Raw genomic sequence first — 15,820 nt, forward strand, 5'->3', positions numbered from 1 at the left:
GGTGCGCTTGTTACGCGAGGATTGCTTAGTGTGCGGGGCCGCGAGAAGTGGGGCCCCTGATCCTTGGGGGGAGGGTTACGCGTCAACTGTCCCGGCACGGGCGTTGAGGATTGATAGAAGCGCTGATGGAGTTGTGGACCACACCACTTACTCTTCTCAGGAAAAGCCCAGATACTCGTGCAGCTGCGCCGGTGCCGCCAAGCCCCGCATGCCATGCTTCGACATACCAGCCGATGTCGTTCGGCTCGACAACGCCTTCTAAATAACGCTCCACAAGGTTCATGCCTTGCTTCCTATTATTAATCAGTCCGCAGAAGGGGAAACCACGGGCAGGCTGTGGTCGTAGACGTCCATCATCTTCGGGCAACGGTGGCCACTCGCCTCCTGCTCGTCCGCTAGGTTGCCGGCGGTGTCTGTGATGCCCCTTCGCTTCAAGTCGTGCAACGCGAAACACTGCTCGGGCGTGATTACGTCGTCCTTGAGTGCCAGTGTGATGAAACGCTGACAGGCGGTATCAAGACTCGACTTGCGCAGAGTACCGCCTTGGCTCGCGACGATGATAGGTCGTCGATCTGGTGCTATCGGAATAGTTGTCCTGCGTTTTTCCCAGGTGCGTGATTGGTAAGCCTTTGCACTGTCCCACATGGCGCCGCAGGCGCGGCGTCCAACGAACGATGTTGTCCCTGCTGCCCTTGCGTCTGTTGGTCAAAATCCCTCCTTCCAGCTCATTGGAGTCTGTGAGGGTGACGACTACAGACCCAAGCCGAACTGCGCGGAATTTGGGTGCAGCATCCCGAATGCCGTCGCTTGGTGCTGGAGGTGGAGTGCTACCGCCGGATGATTGCGAAGGTCGACCACCTTTATAAGACCACGCATAAGCATTGATGCAGAGCGCCGTGAATGCGCTTGTTACTTCGCCCGTGTCGTAGAAGACCACTAGCGCTCGGTAGGTGTGTCACTAGGGCTGATTAGCTGGATGAGAAGGTCGCCGCCGAAGAATTTGGCCAACTCGATAGCCAGCCAGTATTCCGCCGATCATCAAGGCGCCATTTATCCACATCCGGTACTCCTTAATTCCTGCGAAGATAACCTCCAATTCATCCAGTCCAACCTTAATGGACAGAGAGCCGGCGACCCCACAGCACAGGGCCGATGCGATCAAGAAGCGACGGTCTAGAGCGCGCCGTCTTGAAAGGATCCACGGATACGTAAAGTAGATAACGAGGGATAGGCTGCCTGTACCTAGGTCGAATGCAGCCTTGAATTTGTTCCCTGAGTCGATAGATGAGTCGATTGCAAGGTTTCGTATCCCCGCGATCCTTGCCTTTACACTGATGAAGGGGTCGGGGCCGGATGTGATGGTGGAGACCAGGACTCTATCGCCTGGATTGAAAAGGAACGGGGCTATAGAGATGCGTTGAGCGTCCACTGTCATTTTGACAGGCATGTCTTTTGGATCGGTAAGGTCGACTCGGGCTGTAATGAATGCCAACCCGTCCTTGCCTGTGAATTCGATAGGGGTGTCAAAGTCGGCGCTGAGAATCGGCTTCGACCCAATGTTGGTTAATTCAATAATTGAAAAGTGCGGATTGACGAGCTCAGATCCGTTAACGGTCATTCTGACGTCATATATTTCGGATTTAGCAAGAGGCTGCAACGATGATGAAGAGATGAGGCGCAGAGATATGTCATGCCCTTGCTGATCACTTCGCCACTGGTAGAACGAGAATACAAGCGGGACGATTGCTATGAAAGTACCGAGCAAGTATTTCCAATCGAAGGTCCATTTCATAATTCCACCTAGCCAGACACGCTCACTTTGAGGCTGCTCAGGCGCTTGTTACGTCCGTTGTTACGCATTGGATAAAAACAAAAGGCCTGCATCGCTGCAAGCCTTTGTTCTGTATGGTGCCGGCACCAGGAGTCGAACCCGGGACCTACTGATTACAAGTCAGTTGCTCTACCAACTGAGCTATACCGGCGTAATGGGCTGCGAGTATATAGAGTCTGATGCGCTTGTAAAGCCTAGCTGTCTGATTCAGTTGAAAAAAATCGACCATTGGCGCTCCAGGTCGGATGTGGGCGGGTGGTGGTGCAGGACGTTTCTGTTGGTTTGGACGGATTGGTCTGCGTGGTAGGGCGGATGGCATTGAATTTGGGCGTTGATTTTGCCTTTGGCACGCAGAGCTTGTGCCTGACAGAACGCTGGATTTTTCACCTGGCCTTGCAAACCGATACGTCTAGCCTTGATGGCTATCTGGCGCTTAAGAAGACGCTGAACCGACCCCGCCATTTTTGGGCAGTTGCGGGGCAGGAGGGCTTTGCATAGGCTTGTTCTCAACGGCCCAGGCTACTGAGTCAGCAGCACGGGTCGTTAGCTTTTCAGCCATGCAGATAAAGGACTATCTGATGAGTGATGCGATGGATCGTAACCGGGTTTGGGGTTTTGTTTGCCGCAGGCTGGTCATTCGCTGAAGAGTTGTTGAAGGATATTTGCAGGTGCGCCTGGCCTGTTGGCTTTGCGCAGGGTGGGGCTGAGGATGGCTGTCTGAATCGCATGAATGTGCGTCTGGATGCCAACGAAGGCTTCATCGATGTTTCAAGAAATGCCCGGATCCTCTGGATTCGGGCATTTTCTTGTGGGCTGGTTGCTGTTGCGTCGGATTTGCACTGGAGCTACCGGCTTTTTGGCCGATACATCTGTATCGAAAATGGCAGTCAGCCATGGACAGCAAGTGCAATGCAGAGAACGCCTACGCATTACGAGCTGCTGAGTGTCGCTCGCGATGCCTCTCCTGAGCAGATCAAGAAGGCTTATCGCAAGCTGGCGCAGAAGCTGCACCCGGACAGGAATCCAGATCCTTACGCCTCGGAGATGATGGGCGTCGTCAACGCGTCTCACGATGTGTTGGCTGACCCTTCGCGGCGTGCGGCTTATGATGCGCAGCTCGCTGCCAATGAGCACAAGGCGCGTATGGACGCTGCGCGGCGCAAGCAGGCGCATGCAGCGCGTGGGCAGGCGGTGCATGTGTATGCAGCCACTTCTGCAGCCACCGCTGCTGCGCCGTCTCAGGCGGCTCGTTCCGGGCCGGCGCCCAAGTCTTCTTCCTATGCTTCGGCATCTCCTTCCCGTGACAAGCGTCGTCGCAGTGCGTGGCGTTGGGCGCTGTTGTTTGTGGTGTTCTGCGCGGGTGGCGCGTGGATGGGCTACGACCCGGGTGCAGGCAAGTCGTTTGTGCCGTCCGAGCCTGCACCGGTTGCGCAGACGTGGGTCAAGCCCGCACCTGCGACGCCTGCCGCGCCGGTCGAGGAGCCTGTAGCTAGCCCGGCCAAATCGGTGGATGCGGCGGCGTCCGAGTGTGGTGTGCCGGCGCTTGATCCGATGGGCGCGCCGTGGCCGGACAAGGCGGGCTATGTGAAGGACATGCCGGTGCTCAAGGACAACGGTTGGTCGCAGATCACTGTGGATAACTCGGCGGGCGAGTCGGCGGTGTATGCCAAGGTCACGGATGCGGTGGGGCGCAGGGCGTTTCGGCATGCGTTTGTGCCGGCCGGGGCGGTGTTTACGTTCGCCAAGATGGACCCGGGGCTGTACCTGCTCAAGTACAAGATGATGAGTACCGGCTGCGCCTTTGCCTCGGGGCGGATTTTGCTGGAGGAGACGCCGATGGGCAGTCAGATCAAGTCCAGTGCCTACAAGCTGACGTTGCGCAAGCTGCAGAACCGCAGTGTGCCGTTTGCGCGGTTGAAGGATGATCAGTTTTAGTAGTGAGTCATGACAGGAATGCGGCGCTGCGTATTCAGTCTTCGCGAACAAGTTCGCTCCTACGGCCTTCGGCCAGAACCAAAGCGTTGTACTGTGAACTCACCTTTTGCAACGCTTTCAGGCGCGTTTTTGCAGGCACCGTCTCTTTCTTTTGAAGGACATTTCCGAGAGAATCCCCGGCCGCTTGCGCCCCTCTGTCTGGGCTTCTACTCTGCGCCCGTCGCTGCCTATCAGCGATCGGGTTTAGTCGCCCGGATTTGAGTTAAGGCGTATCGCGTCGCTGTTTTGTTCAGGTCTTCTTCCTGCACTCTATGGCGGCTGTGCGTGAGGGCACCTTCGGGTGCGCCGGTCTTAGCTCCCGGTCGACTAACCTTCGCACAGCTGCCACCTCACTCGTTTAGTCGCGACCCAGTGGCAGTTCCATTGAGGAGAGAGCTAAGCATGGTCAAAGTAACCCCCGATCCGCCCAACAAACAGTCCAGCAGCGCACCGGTCTTTGACAAGGCTGTGGTCAAGCGCGCCATGGAGTGTTACCTGCCAATCTCCCGACCGGCCAAGGAACCCCACGACAGCAAGTTCGACTTCATCAGCCTGGAAGCCACCCTGGTGCACGCGCTGGATTTCCTGCGCTGCGCATCGGCCACCGCTCACGAACTCGGTGATGAACTGACCGGTTCGCAGCGCGATCTGGCGTTCGCCTCCATGCACATGCTGGAAATGGCCAAAGTCATGGTCGAGCGCTCGCTGGAGTGTGTCGAAGAGGTCTGAAATCTTTCCGTCGGACAGCTCGTGCACAAGCGCCTGCATGTGCACGATTGAGCCACGCAAAACGCTTGCGCCAGAGCCTTTACCAAATCTTTATGCACAATTTGCTGATAAAGATTTGCGCAGCCGGGTAATTATGTGCAGTCGGGTGCCTTGAGCCGCAAGGCATTGTTTTTGCGGGTTACGGGAAGGATTGCGGAAAAAAATAAGGGGCTTCAGTAACTGGCGCGCCAAGCTTTAACGCACTCATCCACATTTTCATCAACAGACTTATCCACAGGTTGCTCAATCGATTTAGGTCACGATTTTCGAGCCAGAATCAGCAGGTTGCGCGGTGTAATCCGGCTGTCACAGAAAGTGCCAACGCTCACGCTGTAACCTTGCTCACGCACATACATCGCCCTGTCCAGCACCAGCCACATCTCCAGCGGACGCCGAAACAGATCGCGGACCAGTTCCAGATTGCGCACTTCGGCGAGTCTCTTCCAGCCAGCGGTTTCCAGGGCGGCCCAGTCCTGTTGACCCGGTGCAGGCAGATGCTTGAGTTTTGCCAGGTGATTGCAGTAGTCCGCGTAGGACGCATCCAGCCAGGATGTCGGCAGTGAGGGTGTGGGCAAGTAGTCATTGATGCCGCGCAGGCGGCGCTGCAGCAGGTCGAAGCCCAGGCGGCGGGCCATCGAGATGTCGCGTTGACGGCGTACGCGTGCGCCAGCCGTCACGGTTTCACTGAGCGGCAGACCCAGCTCGTCTCGCGACAGCTTCAGGCCGGACGCCTTGCCATCGCTGGATAGCGCCTGATAAAGGTCGTGCCGGGTGCGGTTATAGCAGCACGGCGCAATCGCCATACGCCGACAGCCCGTCTGGCTGGCCAGCTCCATCAACTGAATGTGCAGGTCGCCGCAGGCATGCAGCGCCACAGGCGTGTGTTCGGGTTGCAGGTAGCGCCACGTGTCGTCGGCCATGACATCATGCTGCACATGTCTGGCGTCGATGCCTTGCCGCGTGCTCAGGGCCAGGCCTGCTTCGATCAGCGCCGGGTCGTGCTCCAGACAGGTCAGACGCTGGCCGGGCCCGGTCAGGCGGCGCCCCAGATGGCCTTTGCCTGCGCACCAGTCCAGCCAGTGAGTTGTGCTGTCACGCATGTCCAGATGGCTGGCGAAGGCTTCGATCTGCTGCCACTTGCGCCCTGGCACATCGACACTCATGCGCGCTTCAACCGGCTGCAGGGCATGCACGGGCAGTTCGGCGACGTGGCTCAGCGCGACGGCTTCGGCGGCCAGTTGCTTGAACGGGAAGGGCGCGTCGAGGTGTTCCGGGTGGTTGTGCGCGGCCTCGCCCTGTTCCAGCGTGCGTTGCCGCAGCCAGTGCGCGAGGTCCGGGTATTTGTCTTCCCACGGCAGGGCCAGGTGCGTGAACGGCTTGGGCCGCCACAAGGCCTGATGCGCGAACAGGAAGCTGTCCAGCGCACCGAAGTGGCTGTCGAGGTGTTCATCCTGCAAGGGAGGTTCAGAGGGCATGGTGGCGGCCTCGTGGGGCAAGGTGCTGGCTGGATCGACGCCAGCACCTTTCATATCAGCGACCCTGGCTGGCGTCTACACGCAATAGTTTTTCCAGCAGCCGGAAGCCCTGCACCAGCACGAAGGTCATGACCAGGTAGAACATGCCGGCGGCGAAGAAGATTTCCACCGGCAGGTAGGTGCGGGCGATGATCGTGCGCGCCATGCCGGTCAGTTCCAGCAGGGTGACGGTGCTGGCCAGCGCACTGGCCTTGAGCATCAGAATGACTTCGTTGCTGTAGGCCGGCAGACCGATGCGTGCCGCGCGTGGCAGGACGATGTAGAACAGCGCCTTCCATTTCGACATGCCCAGCGCCCGTGCCGCTTCGACCTCGCCTGGCGGCACCGCCTGCATGGCGCCACGCAGGATCTCGGCGATGTAGGCGGCGGTGTGCAGGGTCATGGTCACCACGGCACACCAGAACGGGTCACGCAGGTACGGCCACAACGCACTCTGGCGCACCGACTCGAACTGCGCCAGCCCGTAATAGACCAGAAACAGTTGCACCAGCAGCGGTGTGCCACGGAAGAAAAAGATGTAGGCGTAGGGCAGGGCGCGCACCGGCCAATGACGCGATGCGCGGGCGATGCCCATCGGGATGGCAAGGATCAGCCCGGCGATGACAGCAATCGCCACCAGCTCCAGGGTCAGGGTCGCGCCCTGTGCCAAGCGTGGCAGCCACTTGATGATGACTTCCCAGTTCATGACGCACTCCTCAGAAAGCCGCGACTGGCGCGTTTTTCAAGGAAGTACATGCCGGCCATGGCCAGCACGGTCAGGCCCAGGTACATGAAGGCCGCGACCATGTAGAAGGTGAACGCTTGCTTGGTGAAGCCCACGGCGATCTGCGCGTGGCGCATGATTTCTTCCAGGCCGATCACCGAGACCAGCGCGGTGTCTTTCATCAGAATCATGAACAGGTTGCCCAGGCCGGGCAGGGCGATGCGCCACATCTGCGGCAGGACCAGTTTGAAGAGGATGCGCGAGCGTGACATGCCCAGCGCCAGCCCGGCTTCGCGGTGGCCTTTGGGGATGGCCAGAATCGCGCCGCGAAACACTTCGGTCGCGTAGGCGCCAAAGCAAATGCCCAGGGCGATGACCCCGGCAGCGAAGGCGCTCAGGGCCAGGTCGGGAATGTCGAACAGTTTGCCCAAGGCGCGCATGCCGTTGACGGTGCCGAAGTAAATCAGCAGCACCCAAAGCAGTTCTGGAATGCCGCGCACCAGGGTCGAGTAGGTACTGCCCAGCCATTGCAGCGGCTTGTAGGGCGAGGTCTTGGCCAAGGCGCCGAGCAGTCCGAGTATCAGCCCCAGGCACAGGGCCGAGAGTGCAAGCTGGACCGTCATCAGCGCGCCAGCCGCAAGGGCCGGGCCGAATCCGTGGAGATCAATGTTCATGGGCAGGCTTTGTCAGGGCCGGTCGCCGCGCTTCGACAGGAAGCGGCGGCGACGCGGTCGGTGAATCAGAGGATGCTGAAAGGGAAATACTTGTCGTTGATCTTCTTGTAGGTGCCGTCAGCGATGATTTCTTTCAGGGCAACGTTCAGGCGTTCGCGCAAGGCATCGTCACCCTTGCGCACGGCGATGCCGATCTTGTCGTTTTCCACGACAGGCTCGCCCTTGAACTCGAAGTTCTGACCCGCTTCGCTTTTCAGCCACTCGAAGCTGACGTATTTGTCGGCCAGCATGGCGTCGACGCGACCGGAGGACAGGTCGAGGAAGGCGTTTTCCTGAGTGTCATAGAGTTTGGGGTCCATGATCTCGAGCTTGTCTTCCAGCCAGGTGGCGGCCAGTGTCGAGCGTTGTGCACCCACCGACTTGCCGGCAAGGCTCTCTTTGGCCTTTTCAATGCTCGATACGTCAATCGAGGAGGTTTTCGGCGCGATGAATTGCAGCTTGTTCGAGTAATACGGGTTGGTGAAATCGACCACCTGCTGGCGCTCTTCGGTGATCGACAGCGACGAGATCAGGAAGTCGAACTTGCTGGCCATCAACGCCGGGATGATGCCGTCCCAGTCGGACGTCACCGCTTCGCACTCGACCTTCATCTTGGCGCACAGGGCCTGGCCGATTTCATAGTCGAAGCCCACCACCTGGCCACTCGCGTCCTTGTTGTTGAACGGCGGGTAAGCACCTTCGATGCCCATTTTCATTTTTTCAGCAAAGGCACTGCCGCTGAAGGCAAGGGTGGCCGCTGCGATCAGCAAGATCTTTTTGTACGACTGCATGGGTGTTGCTCCGTTAGCGGTGACTCGACATGAATTGTTTGCACCTTGCCGACAGCGGGTTTTCGAATACTTGCTGCGGTGTGCCCTGTTCTTCGACCATTCCCTGATGCAAAAACACCACTTCACTTGATACCTGACGTGCAAAATTCATTTCGTGGGTCACCAGCAGCATGGTCCGACCTTCTTCAGCCAGTGCGCGGATGACGCCGAGTACTTCCTGAACCATCTCCGGGTCGAGGGCCGAGGTCGGCTCGTCGAACAGGATAACCTTTGGCTGCATGGCCAGCGTACGCGCAATGGCGGCGCGTTGCTGCTGTCCGCCGGAAAGTTGTGCGGGGTAGGCATGGCGCTTGTCGGCGATACCTACCTTGGCCAGCAGCTCTTCAGCCACCGCGATGGCTTCGGCCTTGCTCTGACCGAGGACGCGACGCGGGGCTTCTATGATGTTATCGAGCACGCTCATGTGCGGCCACAGGTTGAAATTCTGGAACACGAAGCCGATCTGGCTGCGCAGGCGATTGATCTGCCGGTTATCGGCGGCAATCAGGTCGCCGTTGCGCGCAGCCTTGAGCTTCAACTCTTCGCCGGCCACCAGGATCTGGCCCTGATGCGGGTTCTCCAGCAGGTTGATGCAGCGCAGCAGAGTGGACTTGCCGGAACCGGAGGAGCCGAGGATCGATATGACGTCGCCGTCACGAGCCGTCAGCGAGATGCCTTTGAGCACCTCCAGCTGATCGTAGCGCTTGTGCAGGTTGCGGATTTCCAGGGCGGGCGTGGCCTCGGCCATGTGGGGTCCTCATTGAAGTGTGCGCGCTGGCTGCCAGCGAACGCCAAGCTAGCACAGCGTTTAAAGGACAACCATCGACGTATTGTGTCCAGCGTGGAGGCGCTCGACGGGTTGTCTCATCCGGGCAGCGGACGGTCGCAAGAAGGCAAGCACGGTGCCCTGTAAAACGGGGACGTGCGCGAAAAAGGCGCGATGTTGCCAGCTTTGGCCGGGTGTTGGAAGTAGCATTTGCTGAGCGGCGGTCTGATTTCTGCACCATGTTCGCGCTTAGAAGAAGGTTTGGGGCATTTTTGGTGCGTGCATAGAGACGAATCTGAGGCGTTTGGTAACAAATCCTACAGACTGCGTATAAAAGCCATCGTCTTGCATGCTTCACGGGTCAAGCCACAGGCCTCGTATTCTCTAAGCGACGTCGTTTTCGAAATATTTTGGCGCAATTCTTGCGTCAAATATAAAGAACGGCACCGTAGGTTTCTTTTTACGTAACGCTCCGGTGTGCCTCGCTCGTCTTGCACAGGTGGTTTTATGAGCAGTACCGCTAACTCTTCCGAGCTCGAACAAGGGCTGAAACCTCGACACATTACGATGCTGTCGATTGCTGGCGTGATTGGCGCCGGGTTGTTCGTCGGCTCCGGCCACGCGATTGCCGAAGCCGGGCCTGCCGTGCTGCTGGCGTATGCCGCTGCGGGTACGCTGGTGGTGCTGGTGATGCGTATGCTGGCCGAAATGGCCGTTGCCTCGCCGGACACCGGTTCGTTTTCAACCTATGCCGACCGCGCTATCGGTCACTGGGCCGGGTTCACCATCGGCTGGCTGTACTGGTGGTTCTGGGTGCTGGTCATCCCGCTGGAGGCCAACGCTGCTGCAACTATCCTTCACGCCTGGTTCCCCAACATCGCGATCTGGATGTTCACGCTGGTCATCACTTTGCTGCTGACGGCGACCAACCTGTTCAGCGTAAAGAACTACGGTGAATTCGAGTTCTGGTTCGCGCTGATCAAGGTCGTGGCGATTATCGCCTTCGTGGTGCTGGGTGTTGCGGCGATCTTCGGTCTGCTGCCCACCAGCAACGTCAGCGGTGTCAGCCATCTGTTCGACTCCGGCGGCTTCCTGCCAAACGGTATGGGTGCGGTGCTGGCAGCAATGCTGACCACCATGTTCTCGTTCATGGGCACCGAGATCGTAACCATCGCAGCGGCCGAGTCCAAGAACCCTGGCAAGCAGATCACCAAGGCCACCAACTCGGTGATCTGGCGGATCTTCCTGTTCTATCTGGTTTCGATCTTCATCGTTGTGTCGCTGGTGCCGTGGAACGACCCGCGCCTGGCCGAAGTGGGCTCGTATCAGACTGTGCTCGATGCAATGGGCATTCCGAACGCCAAGCTGATTGTCGACCTGGTGGTCCTGGTCGCTGTGACCAGTTGCCTGAACTCGGCCCTGTACACCGCTTCGCGCATGTTGTTCTCGCTGGGCAAGCGCGGCGATGCTCCGGCGCTGTCCAAACGCACCAGCAAGGGCGGTACGCCTCACTGGGCGGTGATCATGTCGACTGCGGCGGCGTTCCTGACCGTGTTCGCCAACTACATTGCGCCTGCGGCCGTGTTTGACTTCCTGCTCGCCAGCTCCGGTGCCATCGCACTGCTGGTGTACTTGGTAATCGCAGTGTCGCAACTGCGTATGCGCCAGAAGCGCATTGCTGCGCGCGAGGCCATCGACTTCAAGATGTGGTTGTTCCCATGGCTGACCTGGGCCGTGATCGCGTTCATCGTCGCGGTGCTGACCATCATGCTGCTGCAGGAAGAGCATCGCCTCGAAATCATCGCCACCGGCGTGCTCAGCCTGTTGGTGATCAGCGCTGGCCTGATCGTATCGCGTCGCCGCAAGGCCGGTCGCGTAGGCGCTGCTGCGCTGGGTTGATCGCGCCCTTGATCGGGTGACGTTCGTGCCAATGCCACGCATTGGCACGAGCTTCCATCAGCGTGCGGCTCTGGTGTCTCTCTTCGTCAGCAGGTCGGACGCCAGGGTGTAATCCTTCTGGAAGGCAGGGCTTTCGATCCACTCGATTGCGCTGTCTTCGTCTTCATCGTGGTACATGGCGCGGTACACGATGAGCAGGCCCATCATGAAGTCCGTGGCCGGGTCTTCGTCCTCTTCGGAAATCACCAGTGCCAGCACCGGGTACTGCAGGAAGACGACGCACAGCGCGAGCTGGCTGATGGCCTCCGCTTGCTTCATGGTAGTGAAAAGGTCGTCGTAGTCGGCCGGGTCAAAACCGTTCTCGACAATGTCGCTGAAGTCGAAGGTATTGAGATCGAGTTCGACGTCGTCGAACGGCTGGTTGACCAGCGCCGAGGCAAACACCGGATGAACCAGGCTGGTTGCAGCCTTGCCCGAGCGATTCTGCTTGGCCTTGATCTTTGCGCGCTTGGCACGTTTTTGCTGCTTGTCTGGCGAGGCCATGAGCGGTCCTTTGGCTGGCGTGGGGTGCAATGGCCGCTATTGAAGCGCAGACGGGCCTGATAACCAAGGTTTGTGCAGTAATCAGCGGTCGATAAAAAACCCGCAACGTGCGGGTTTTTGATTTGCGGGGTATTACCGGCGCGTCACCGCTTACCCGGCTTTGCGAACGCTTCGGCTTCATCCATGCGGTTGGCGAACATGCTAACGGCTTCGACCGCATCGCTTGCGCCATCGCGGATCTGCACAATGACCTGCCCAGCCTGATCTGCCAGTGTCACACCGCGAATGGCTCCTTCCTGCGTGGCGTCCATGCTCGCCACGGCTTCGCGTGTTTCGGCGAGGATCTTGCCAATCATTTCGGCAATTTCGGTGGTCGAGCCACTGGTACGTCCCGCCAGTTGCCTGACTTCGTCGGCCACCACGGCAAATCCGCGGCCCTGATCGCCCGCCCGTGCCGCTTCGATGGCTGCGTTGAGCGCCAGCAGGTTGGTCTGATCGGCAATGCCACGAATGGTGTTGACGATGGCGGTGATCTGCTCGGAGCGATCGCCCAGCTGACTCACCAGCTTCGCCGATGCACCGATGTTTTCGGAGATCTGACGCATCTCCCGCGCCGTGTCCTGAATGACCAGGGTTCCCTGTTCGGCCACTTTCTCGGTTTCTGCCGAGATATGGTAAGCGCGCGACGCACCGTGCGCGTCCGCTTCCTGTTTTTCGACGCGCTGGGTAATGTCGCTGGCGAACTTGACGATTTTGTAGAGTTTGCCGTCGACATCAAAAACCGGGTTATAGGTTGCTTCCAGCCAGACGACCCGGCCATGTTTGCCGATACGTTTGAACTGGTCACCGATGAACTCGCCGTGGTTCAGTTTGCGCCAGAACTCGGCGTATTCCGGGCTGTTGACCAGTGTCGGCTCACAGAACGATCGATGGTGCTTACCCTTGATCTCGGTCAGCGCATAACCCATGACGTTCAGGAAGTTGTTGTTGGCGGTGATCACATTGCCGTTGGGTTCGAATTCGCAGATAGCCATCGCCCGGTCGACAGCGGCGAGCTTGCTGTTGGTCTCGTTCTCCAGCATCACGCGTGCGGTGACGTCAAGGGCGTACTTGACCACCTTGACTACGTTGCCCTGCGCATCGATTACCGGGTTGTAGCTGGCTTCGAGCCAGACGCTGTGGCCATTCTTGCCGACGCGCTTGAAGGTGCCCGAGATGAATTTCCCGGCCTTCAAGGACGCCCAGAGATCAGCGTACTCGCGGCTGCGGAGCATTTCCGGTTCGCAGAAGTCGCGATGCGTCTTGGTTGTCAGTTCTTCGGCCCGATAGCCCATCGCCGCGAGGAAGTTATCGTTGGCCCGCAGGATCTTGCCATCGAGGCTCAGTTCGACCACCGCCATCGATTTTTCCAGCGCGCTTGTCAGTCCGTTGAGTCCATCTACCTGGGCCTTCATGGCCGTCAGCTCAGCTTTGTTCTTATTTCCGAACATAACGTGCCCCTTGGTGTATTTGCGGACTTACTGTGATGAGGCTATCGACTCGAAAGGCTGCAGCATGAATGTGCGTTGCTACAATCGAAAAAATAAATCAAGTATTTTTTTTGACGCCAGAAGACGCGCAGGTCTGATTTGCCAGGAAAAGCATTCGGCAATGAGTTCGGGGCTAATGCGGAGGTGGTTTGCCCGCCAAATTCCGGACAAAGAAAAGCCCGCGATGGGGGAGCGGGCTTAAGGATTCACACTTGGGAGCAGCTCTACAATGACGCGGCCGCTGTGAAAACTTTGTGAAGAGTTTTCACTGTTTTACTTTTTTTCAGGCTGAATGGTGTTGGTCACTTCGGACGTCGGCACGAAGGTCTTCGACTCTTCAGCAGCCGCTTCCTTGGACTCGGCTTTATCCTTGGCCGCTTCGGTGTTCTCTTTGGCCGCTTCGTTCACTTTGTCCTGAGCAGACTCCATCTTCTCCTGGGATTTCTCCTGATGCGCCTGAGCGTCCTGTGCCTTCTGTTCGGATTTGCTGTCGCAGGCAGCCAGACCCAGAGTGGCGGCGAGGATGAGGGCGGAGGCGGTTAACTTGAGCACGGAATTTTCCTTGTGGAAGCAAATGTAAGGCTTCGAGGGTGGGCAGGGAAAATTAGTTCAATGGGATGGGGGTGGCAGGGCTCTGGATGGCTGGTCTTGAGAGGCTCGGAGCATCGTTTCGCACCTGTGGCCGAGCGCTATCTGGAAGCGATTCGGATTGATACCTTTCTTCGCAGATTGACTGTATATGACCTCGGCAGGTCGATATCCAAGGATCGGATCAGGGAGGGAGAAATGAAAAGCCCAGCTGCAGGCTGGGCCAGTATTTACCAAGGAAGTTTGGAAATTGTGTATCTCGGCCTGCCATTTCCCACTGTTCTCGCGCTTACGCCAATAGTGAATGTCTGATTTAGCCGGGTGTTAATTATTGCCGGGTTCTCGATTGCGGCAGCAATCCGTCCATGGATAATTGTGCCTTCCTGGGTTTTGAACTCGAAACGACGTTCGGCAGGAAAGGCGCCAAGAAATTCGCCACTGAACTCGATATCGGTTTCAGTGATGTTTTCCACGCTCAGGCGCGATCTGCTAATGCGAACCTGATCAACGCTGGTGAAGGAAAATACGTGGTTTCTGGTTGTTACGGAGCAGTAGGCTTCGTACGCTATCAGCTTGTCCAGATACTCTGAGACCGTGGCAATAGCCCTTGTACCAAGCCGCGACGCTGGCTCCGACAACTCCTCATCACCCTTGGTGGATGCCTCAAGAAGTTCTGCAACCAGCTCGAAAGCTTGCGAGACGGGCGTAGTTCCTTCCAGCGTGAGTTGCGCGTCGACACTTGGCGCTTCCTCAAATTCAAAGCCAAATGAGCCCAGTGCTGTCCCTGTGATCAGTATCTGGTTTTGAGCTTTGTTTGGGATTGGCCCAAAGTCATTCAGAACGCCGCTTATAGAGGCTGCGATAGCCGATATGGCATCGGAAAATTTTGCGGTTACTGCGGCCCCGAACTCAGCACCCATCCCGTGTACTCCTCTGACTGGAGTTCCACGGTAAGTAACCACCGCTTTAGCGGGTGAAAATGCGCCGCGACCAGGCTCTCGAAGACTCGCGCCTACCTGATTCTTCCTGGCTTGCAGCGAAAGGCGTGAAAGGTTGCTCAGACCTGGCTTCTGAGCGATGCGGTCCAGGAAACCGATTTCTGCCTGTGCGTGAGTGAATTCAGTTCTATTCATTCTGGAGCTCCCGCTTTCGAATCCCCAAAAGGTCGGCCGCAGCTTGGTCATGCAATGGATCGAGTTTCACGCTCAGAAATCCTTTCCATTGCTGAGATCTTCTGTGCGACCACATACTGTACCAGTACGCCGCAAGCTCAATGAGTGTTTCGGGTGGGTCAGAGAGCAGATTTATATAAAAATCGACTCTATACGATGTCTTGATCCATTCTGTGTCTGTCAGCTTTTGAACATCATCAGCGGTCAATGATTGCTGAATGGCGGCTGACACATCGGCGAATGTTACAACATCCATATCATTGGGCGGACGGCCCTCCAGCATCTCCACGTTCTCCATGAAGCTGCCGTTAAGCCACTGAATGCCCGAAACGATACCCATGCGATGGATTTCAGATCGATGAGACAGGAAGCCCTCAAGCACCTCGCATCTTTCTAAGGTAGTCGAGAAGCGATCAATCAACCGCTTTACGTCTGTCGGATAGGGCGCTCGCTCAAAAGATGTTGGATTCCGCTCGTTGATCGGCGGAATTACCCCCTGATGATCCCATAGTGGTATCAACTTCACCTCCGTGTGCCATGGTCCAGCCGAGCAAGCCAGCTGCGTTGTCTATTGCAGTTCACCCCCGCCGTTTCGTTGGTTTGCCGATACCCTCAGCGCGCTAGATGACTTGGCGTCCCCTTCGGGAGTGCATGTGGGCACTCTGTCATGCAGTGCAAAATGCGAGCAAGCGAAAACGTTGTACGCAAAGTTTCGAGCGATCGCGAGTCAGCAGACTTTCAGGGCTGGATAGAAGATACCTGCTTCAGCGAGCATAGCCCCCAACGACCATAGGTATCAGCCGGTGCTAAGCAATTTAGCTACGTGCTGAATGATTGGCATCCGTCGTTGGTCGAGCTTGTCACTGGACGGGTTGTGTGCCGAACTTTGGGGATACGATGAGGGTTAAGCCAAGACAGCAAAAAGCCCGCACGAGGCGGGCTTTTTGTGTGCTTTCAGGTGTGCTTGGC

General features: G+C 57.7%; 16 protein-coding genes, 1 tRNA gene and 2 pseudogenes. 4 read left to right on the forward strand and 15 right to left on the reverse strand.

The genetic code is table 11. The features are described 5' to 3' along the window. Positions 1–82 precede the first annotated feature (82 nt). The 4 genes and pseudogenes from V476_RS28185 to V476_RS12585 form a co-directional block, all read right to left on the reverse strand. Positions 83–283 carry a hypothetical protein gene (locus V476_RS28185; RefSeq protein ID WP_146050761.1) on the reverse strand — a complete coding sequence of 67 codons (201 nt, stop codon included), beginning with the start codon at positions 281–283 and terminating at the stop codon, positions 83–85. 20 nt (positions 284–303) lie between these two features. Beyond that, a pseudogene (locus tag V476_RS28895) lies at positions 304–760 on the reverse strand (integrase); the annotation flags it as partial. A gap of 198 nt (positions 761–958) precedes the next feature. Beyond that, positions 959–1,792 carry a hypothetical protein gene (locus V476_RS12580; protein ID WP_024959098.1) on the reverse strand — a complete coding sequence of 278 codons (834 nt, stop codon included), beginning with the start codon at positions 1,790–1,792 and terminating at the stop codon, positions 959–961. A gap of 114 nt (positions 1,793–1,906) precedes the next feature. Continuing rightward, positions 1,907–1,982: transfer RNA gene (locus V476_RS12585), tRNA-Thr, on the reverse strand. A 161-nt stretch (positions 1,983–2,143) separates the two neighbouring features. Between V476_RS12585 and V476_RS12590 the strand changes: the two genes are divergently transcribed. The 3 genes from V476_RS12590 (at position 2,144) to V476_RS12600 (ending at position 4,534) form a co-directional block, all read left to right on the forward strand. After that, positions 2,144–2,329, forward strand: a complete 186-nt coding sequence (locus tag V476_RS12590) for a hypothetical protein (protein ID WP_080278403.1) — start codon at positions 2,144–2,146, stop codon at positions 2,327–2,329. 411 nt (positions 2,330–2,740) lie between these two features. Then, positions 2,741–3,766, forward strand: a complete 1,026-nt coding sequence (locus V476_RS12595; RefSeq protein WP_024959100.1) for a J domain-containing protein — start codon at positions 2,741–2,743, stop codon at positions 3,764–3,766. Positions 3,767–4,207: 441 nt separating this feature from the next. Next, entirely contained in the window at positions 4,208–4,534 is a 327-nt protein-coding gene (locus V476_RS12600; protein ID WP_003318323.1) for a DUF6124 family protein, read from the forward strand. 296 nt (positions 4,535–4,830) lie between these two features. Here the strand turns inward: V476_RS12600 and V476_RS12605 are convergent, their stop codons facing one another. The 5 genes from V476_RS12605 to V476_RS12625 all read right to left on the reverse strand — a co-directional run bounded on the left by V476_RS12605 (position 4,831) and on the right by V476_RS12625 (position 9,102). Beyond that, positions 4,831–6,102: a methyltransferase gene (locus V476_RS12605; protein WP_024959101.1), complete on the reverse strand. Its 1,272-nt coding sequence runs from the start codon at positions 6,100–6,102 to the stop codon at positions 4,831–4,833. A gap of 1 nt (position 6,103) precedes the next feature. After that, positions 6,104–6,793 (reverse strand): ABC transporter permease, encoded by a 690-nt coding sequence (locus V476_RS12610; RefSeq protein WP_003318320.1) that lies wholly within the window; start codon positions 6,791–6,793, stop codon positions 6,104–6,106. Then, positions 6,790–7,485: an ABC transporter permease gene (locus V476_RS12615; protein ID WP_003318319.1), complete on the reverse strand. Its 696-nt coding sequence runs from the start codon at positions 7,483–7,485 to the stop codon at positions 6,790–6,792. The genes V476_RS12610 and V476_RS12615 overlap by 4 nt, the downstream gene beginning before the upstream one ends. A 65-nt stretch (positions 7,486–7,550) precedes the next feature. Further along, positions 7,551–8,315 (reverse strand): ABC transporter substrate-binding protein, encoded by a 765-nt coding sequence (locus V476_RS12620; RefSeq protein ID WP_003394333.1) that lies wholly within the window; start codon positions 8,313–8,315, stop codon positions 7,551–7,553. A gap of 13 nt (positions 8,316–8,328) precedes the next feature. Further along, positions 8,329–9,102 carry an ABC transporter ATP-binding protein gene (locus V476_RS12625; RefSeq protein WP_003318317.1) on the reverse strand — a complete coding sequence of 258 codons (774 nt, stop codon included), beginning with the start codon at positions 9,100–9,102 and terminating at the stop codon, positions 8,329–8,331. Between the two features lie 525 nt (positions 9,103–9,627). Here V476_RS12625 and gabP point away from each other — a divergent pair. Further along, positions 9,628–11,019, forward strand: a complete 1,392-nt coding sequence (gabP, locus tag V476_RS12630; protein WP_003427300.1) for a GABA permease — start codon at positions 9,628–9,630, stop codon at positions 11,017–11,019. Between the two features lie 57 nt (positions 11,020–11,076). Here gabP and V476_RS12635 read toward each other — a convergent pair whose 3' ends face one another. The 6 genes and pseudogenes from V476_RS12635 to V476_RS12655 all read right to left on the reverse strand — a co-directional run bounded on the left by V476_RS12635 (position 11,077) and on the right by V476_RS12655 (position 15,377). Beyond that, positions 11,077–11,562, reverse strand: coding sequence for a hypothetical protein (locus tag V476_RS12635; RefSeq protein WP_024959102.1), 486 nt, complete (start codon positions 11,560–11,562; stop codon positions 11,077–11,079). A 143-nt stretch (positions 11,563–11,705) separates the two neighbouring features. Further along, positions 11,706–12,212: a methyl-accepting chemotaxis protein gene (locus V476_RS29335; protein WP_229636542.1), complete on the reverse strand. Its 507-nt coding sequence runs from the start codon at positions 12,210–12,212 to the stop codon at positions 11,706–11,708. A gap of 63 nt (positions 12,213–12,275) precedes the next feature. Then, positions 12,276–13,052: pseudogene (locus V476_RS29340) on the reverse strand (PAS domain-containing protein); the annotation flags it as partial. Positions 13,053–13,364: 312 nt separating this feature from the next. Next, positions 13,365–13,643, reverse strand: a complete 279-nt coding sequence (locus tag V476_RS12645) for a lipoprotein (protein ID WP_003318312.1) — start codon at positions 13,641–13,643, stop codon at positions 13,365–13,367. A 266-nt stretch (positions 13,644–13,909) separates the two neighbouring features. Continuing rightward, positions 13,910–14,812: a hypothetical protein gene (locus tag V476_RS12650; RefSeq protein ID WP_024959104.1), complete on the reverse strand. Its 903-nt coding sequence runs from the start codon at positions 14,810–14,812 to the stop codon at positions 13,910–13,912. Then, the gene (locus V476_RS12655) at positions 14,805–15,377 is read right to left on the reverse strand and encodes a DUF6932 family protein (RefSeq protein WP_223886377.1); all 573 of its coding nucleotides are present in this window, start codon (positions 15,375–15,377) and stop codon (positions 14,805–14,807) included. The genes V476_RS12650 and V476_RS12655 overlap by 8 nt, the downstream gene beginning before the upstream one ends. Between the last annotated feature and the right edge of the window lie 443 nt (positions 15,378–15,820).

This window comes from Pseudomonas syringae KCTC 12500, from assembly GCF_000507185.2.
GTDB classification, from domain to species: Bacteria; Pseudomonadota; Gammaproteobacteria; order Pseudomonadales; family Pseudomonadaceae; genus Aquipseudomonas; species Aquipseudomonas syringae.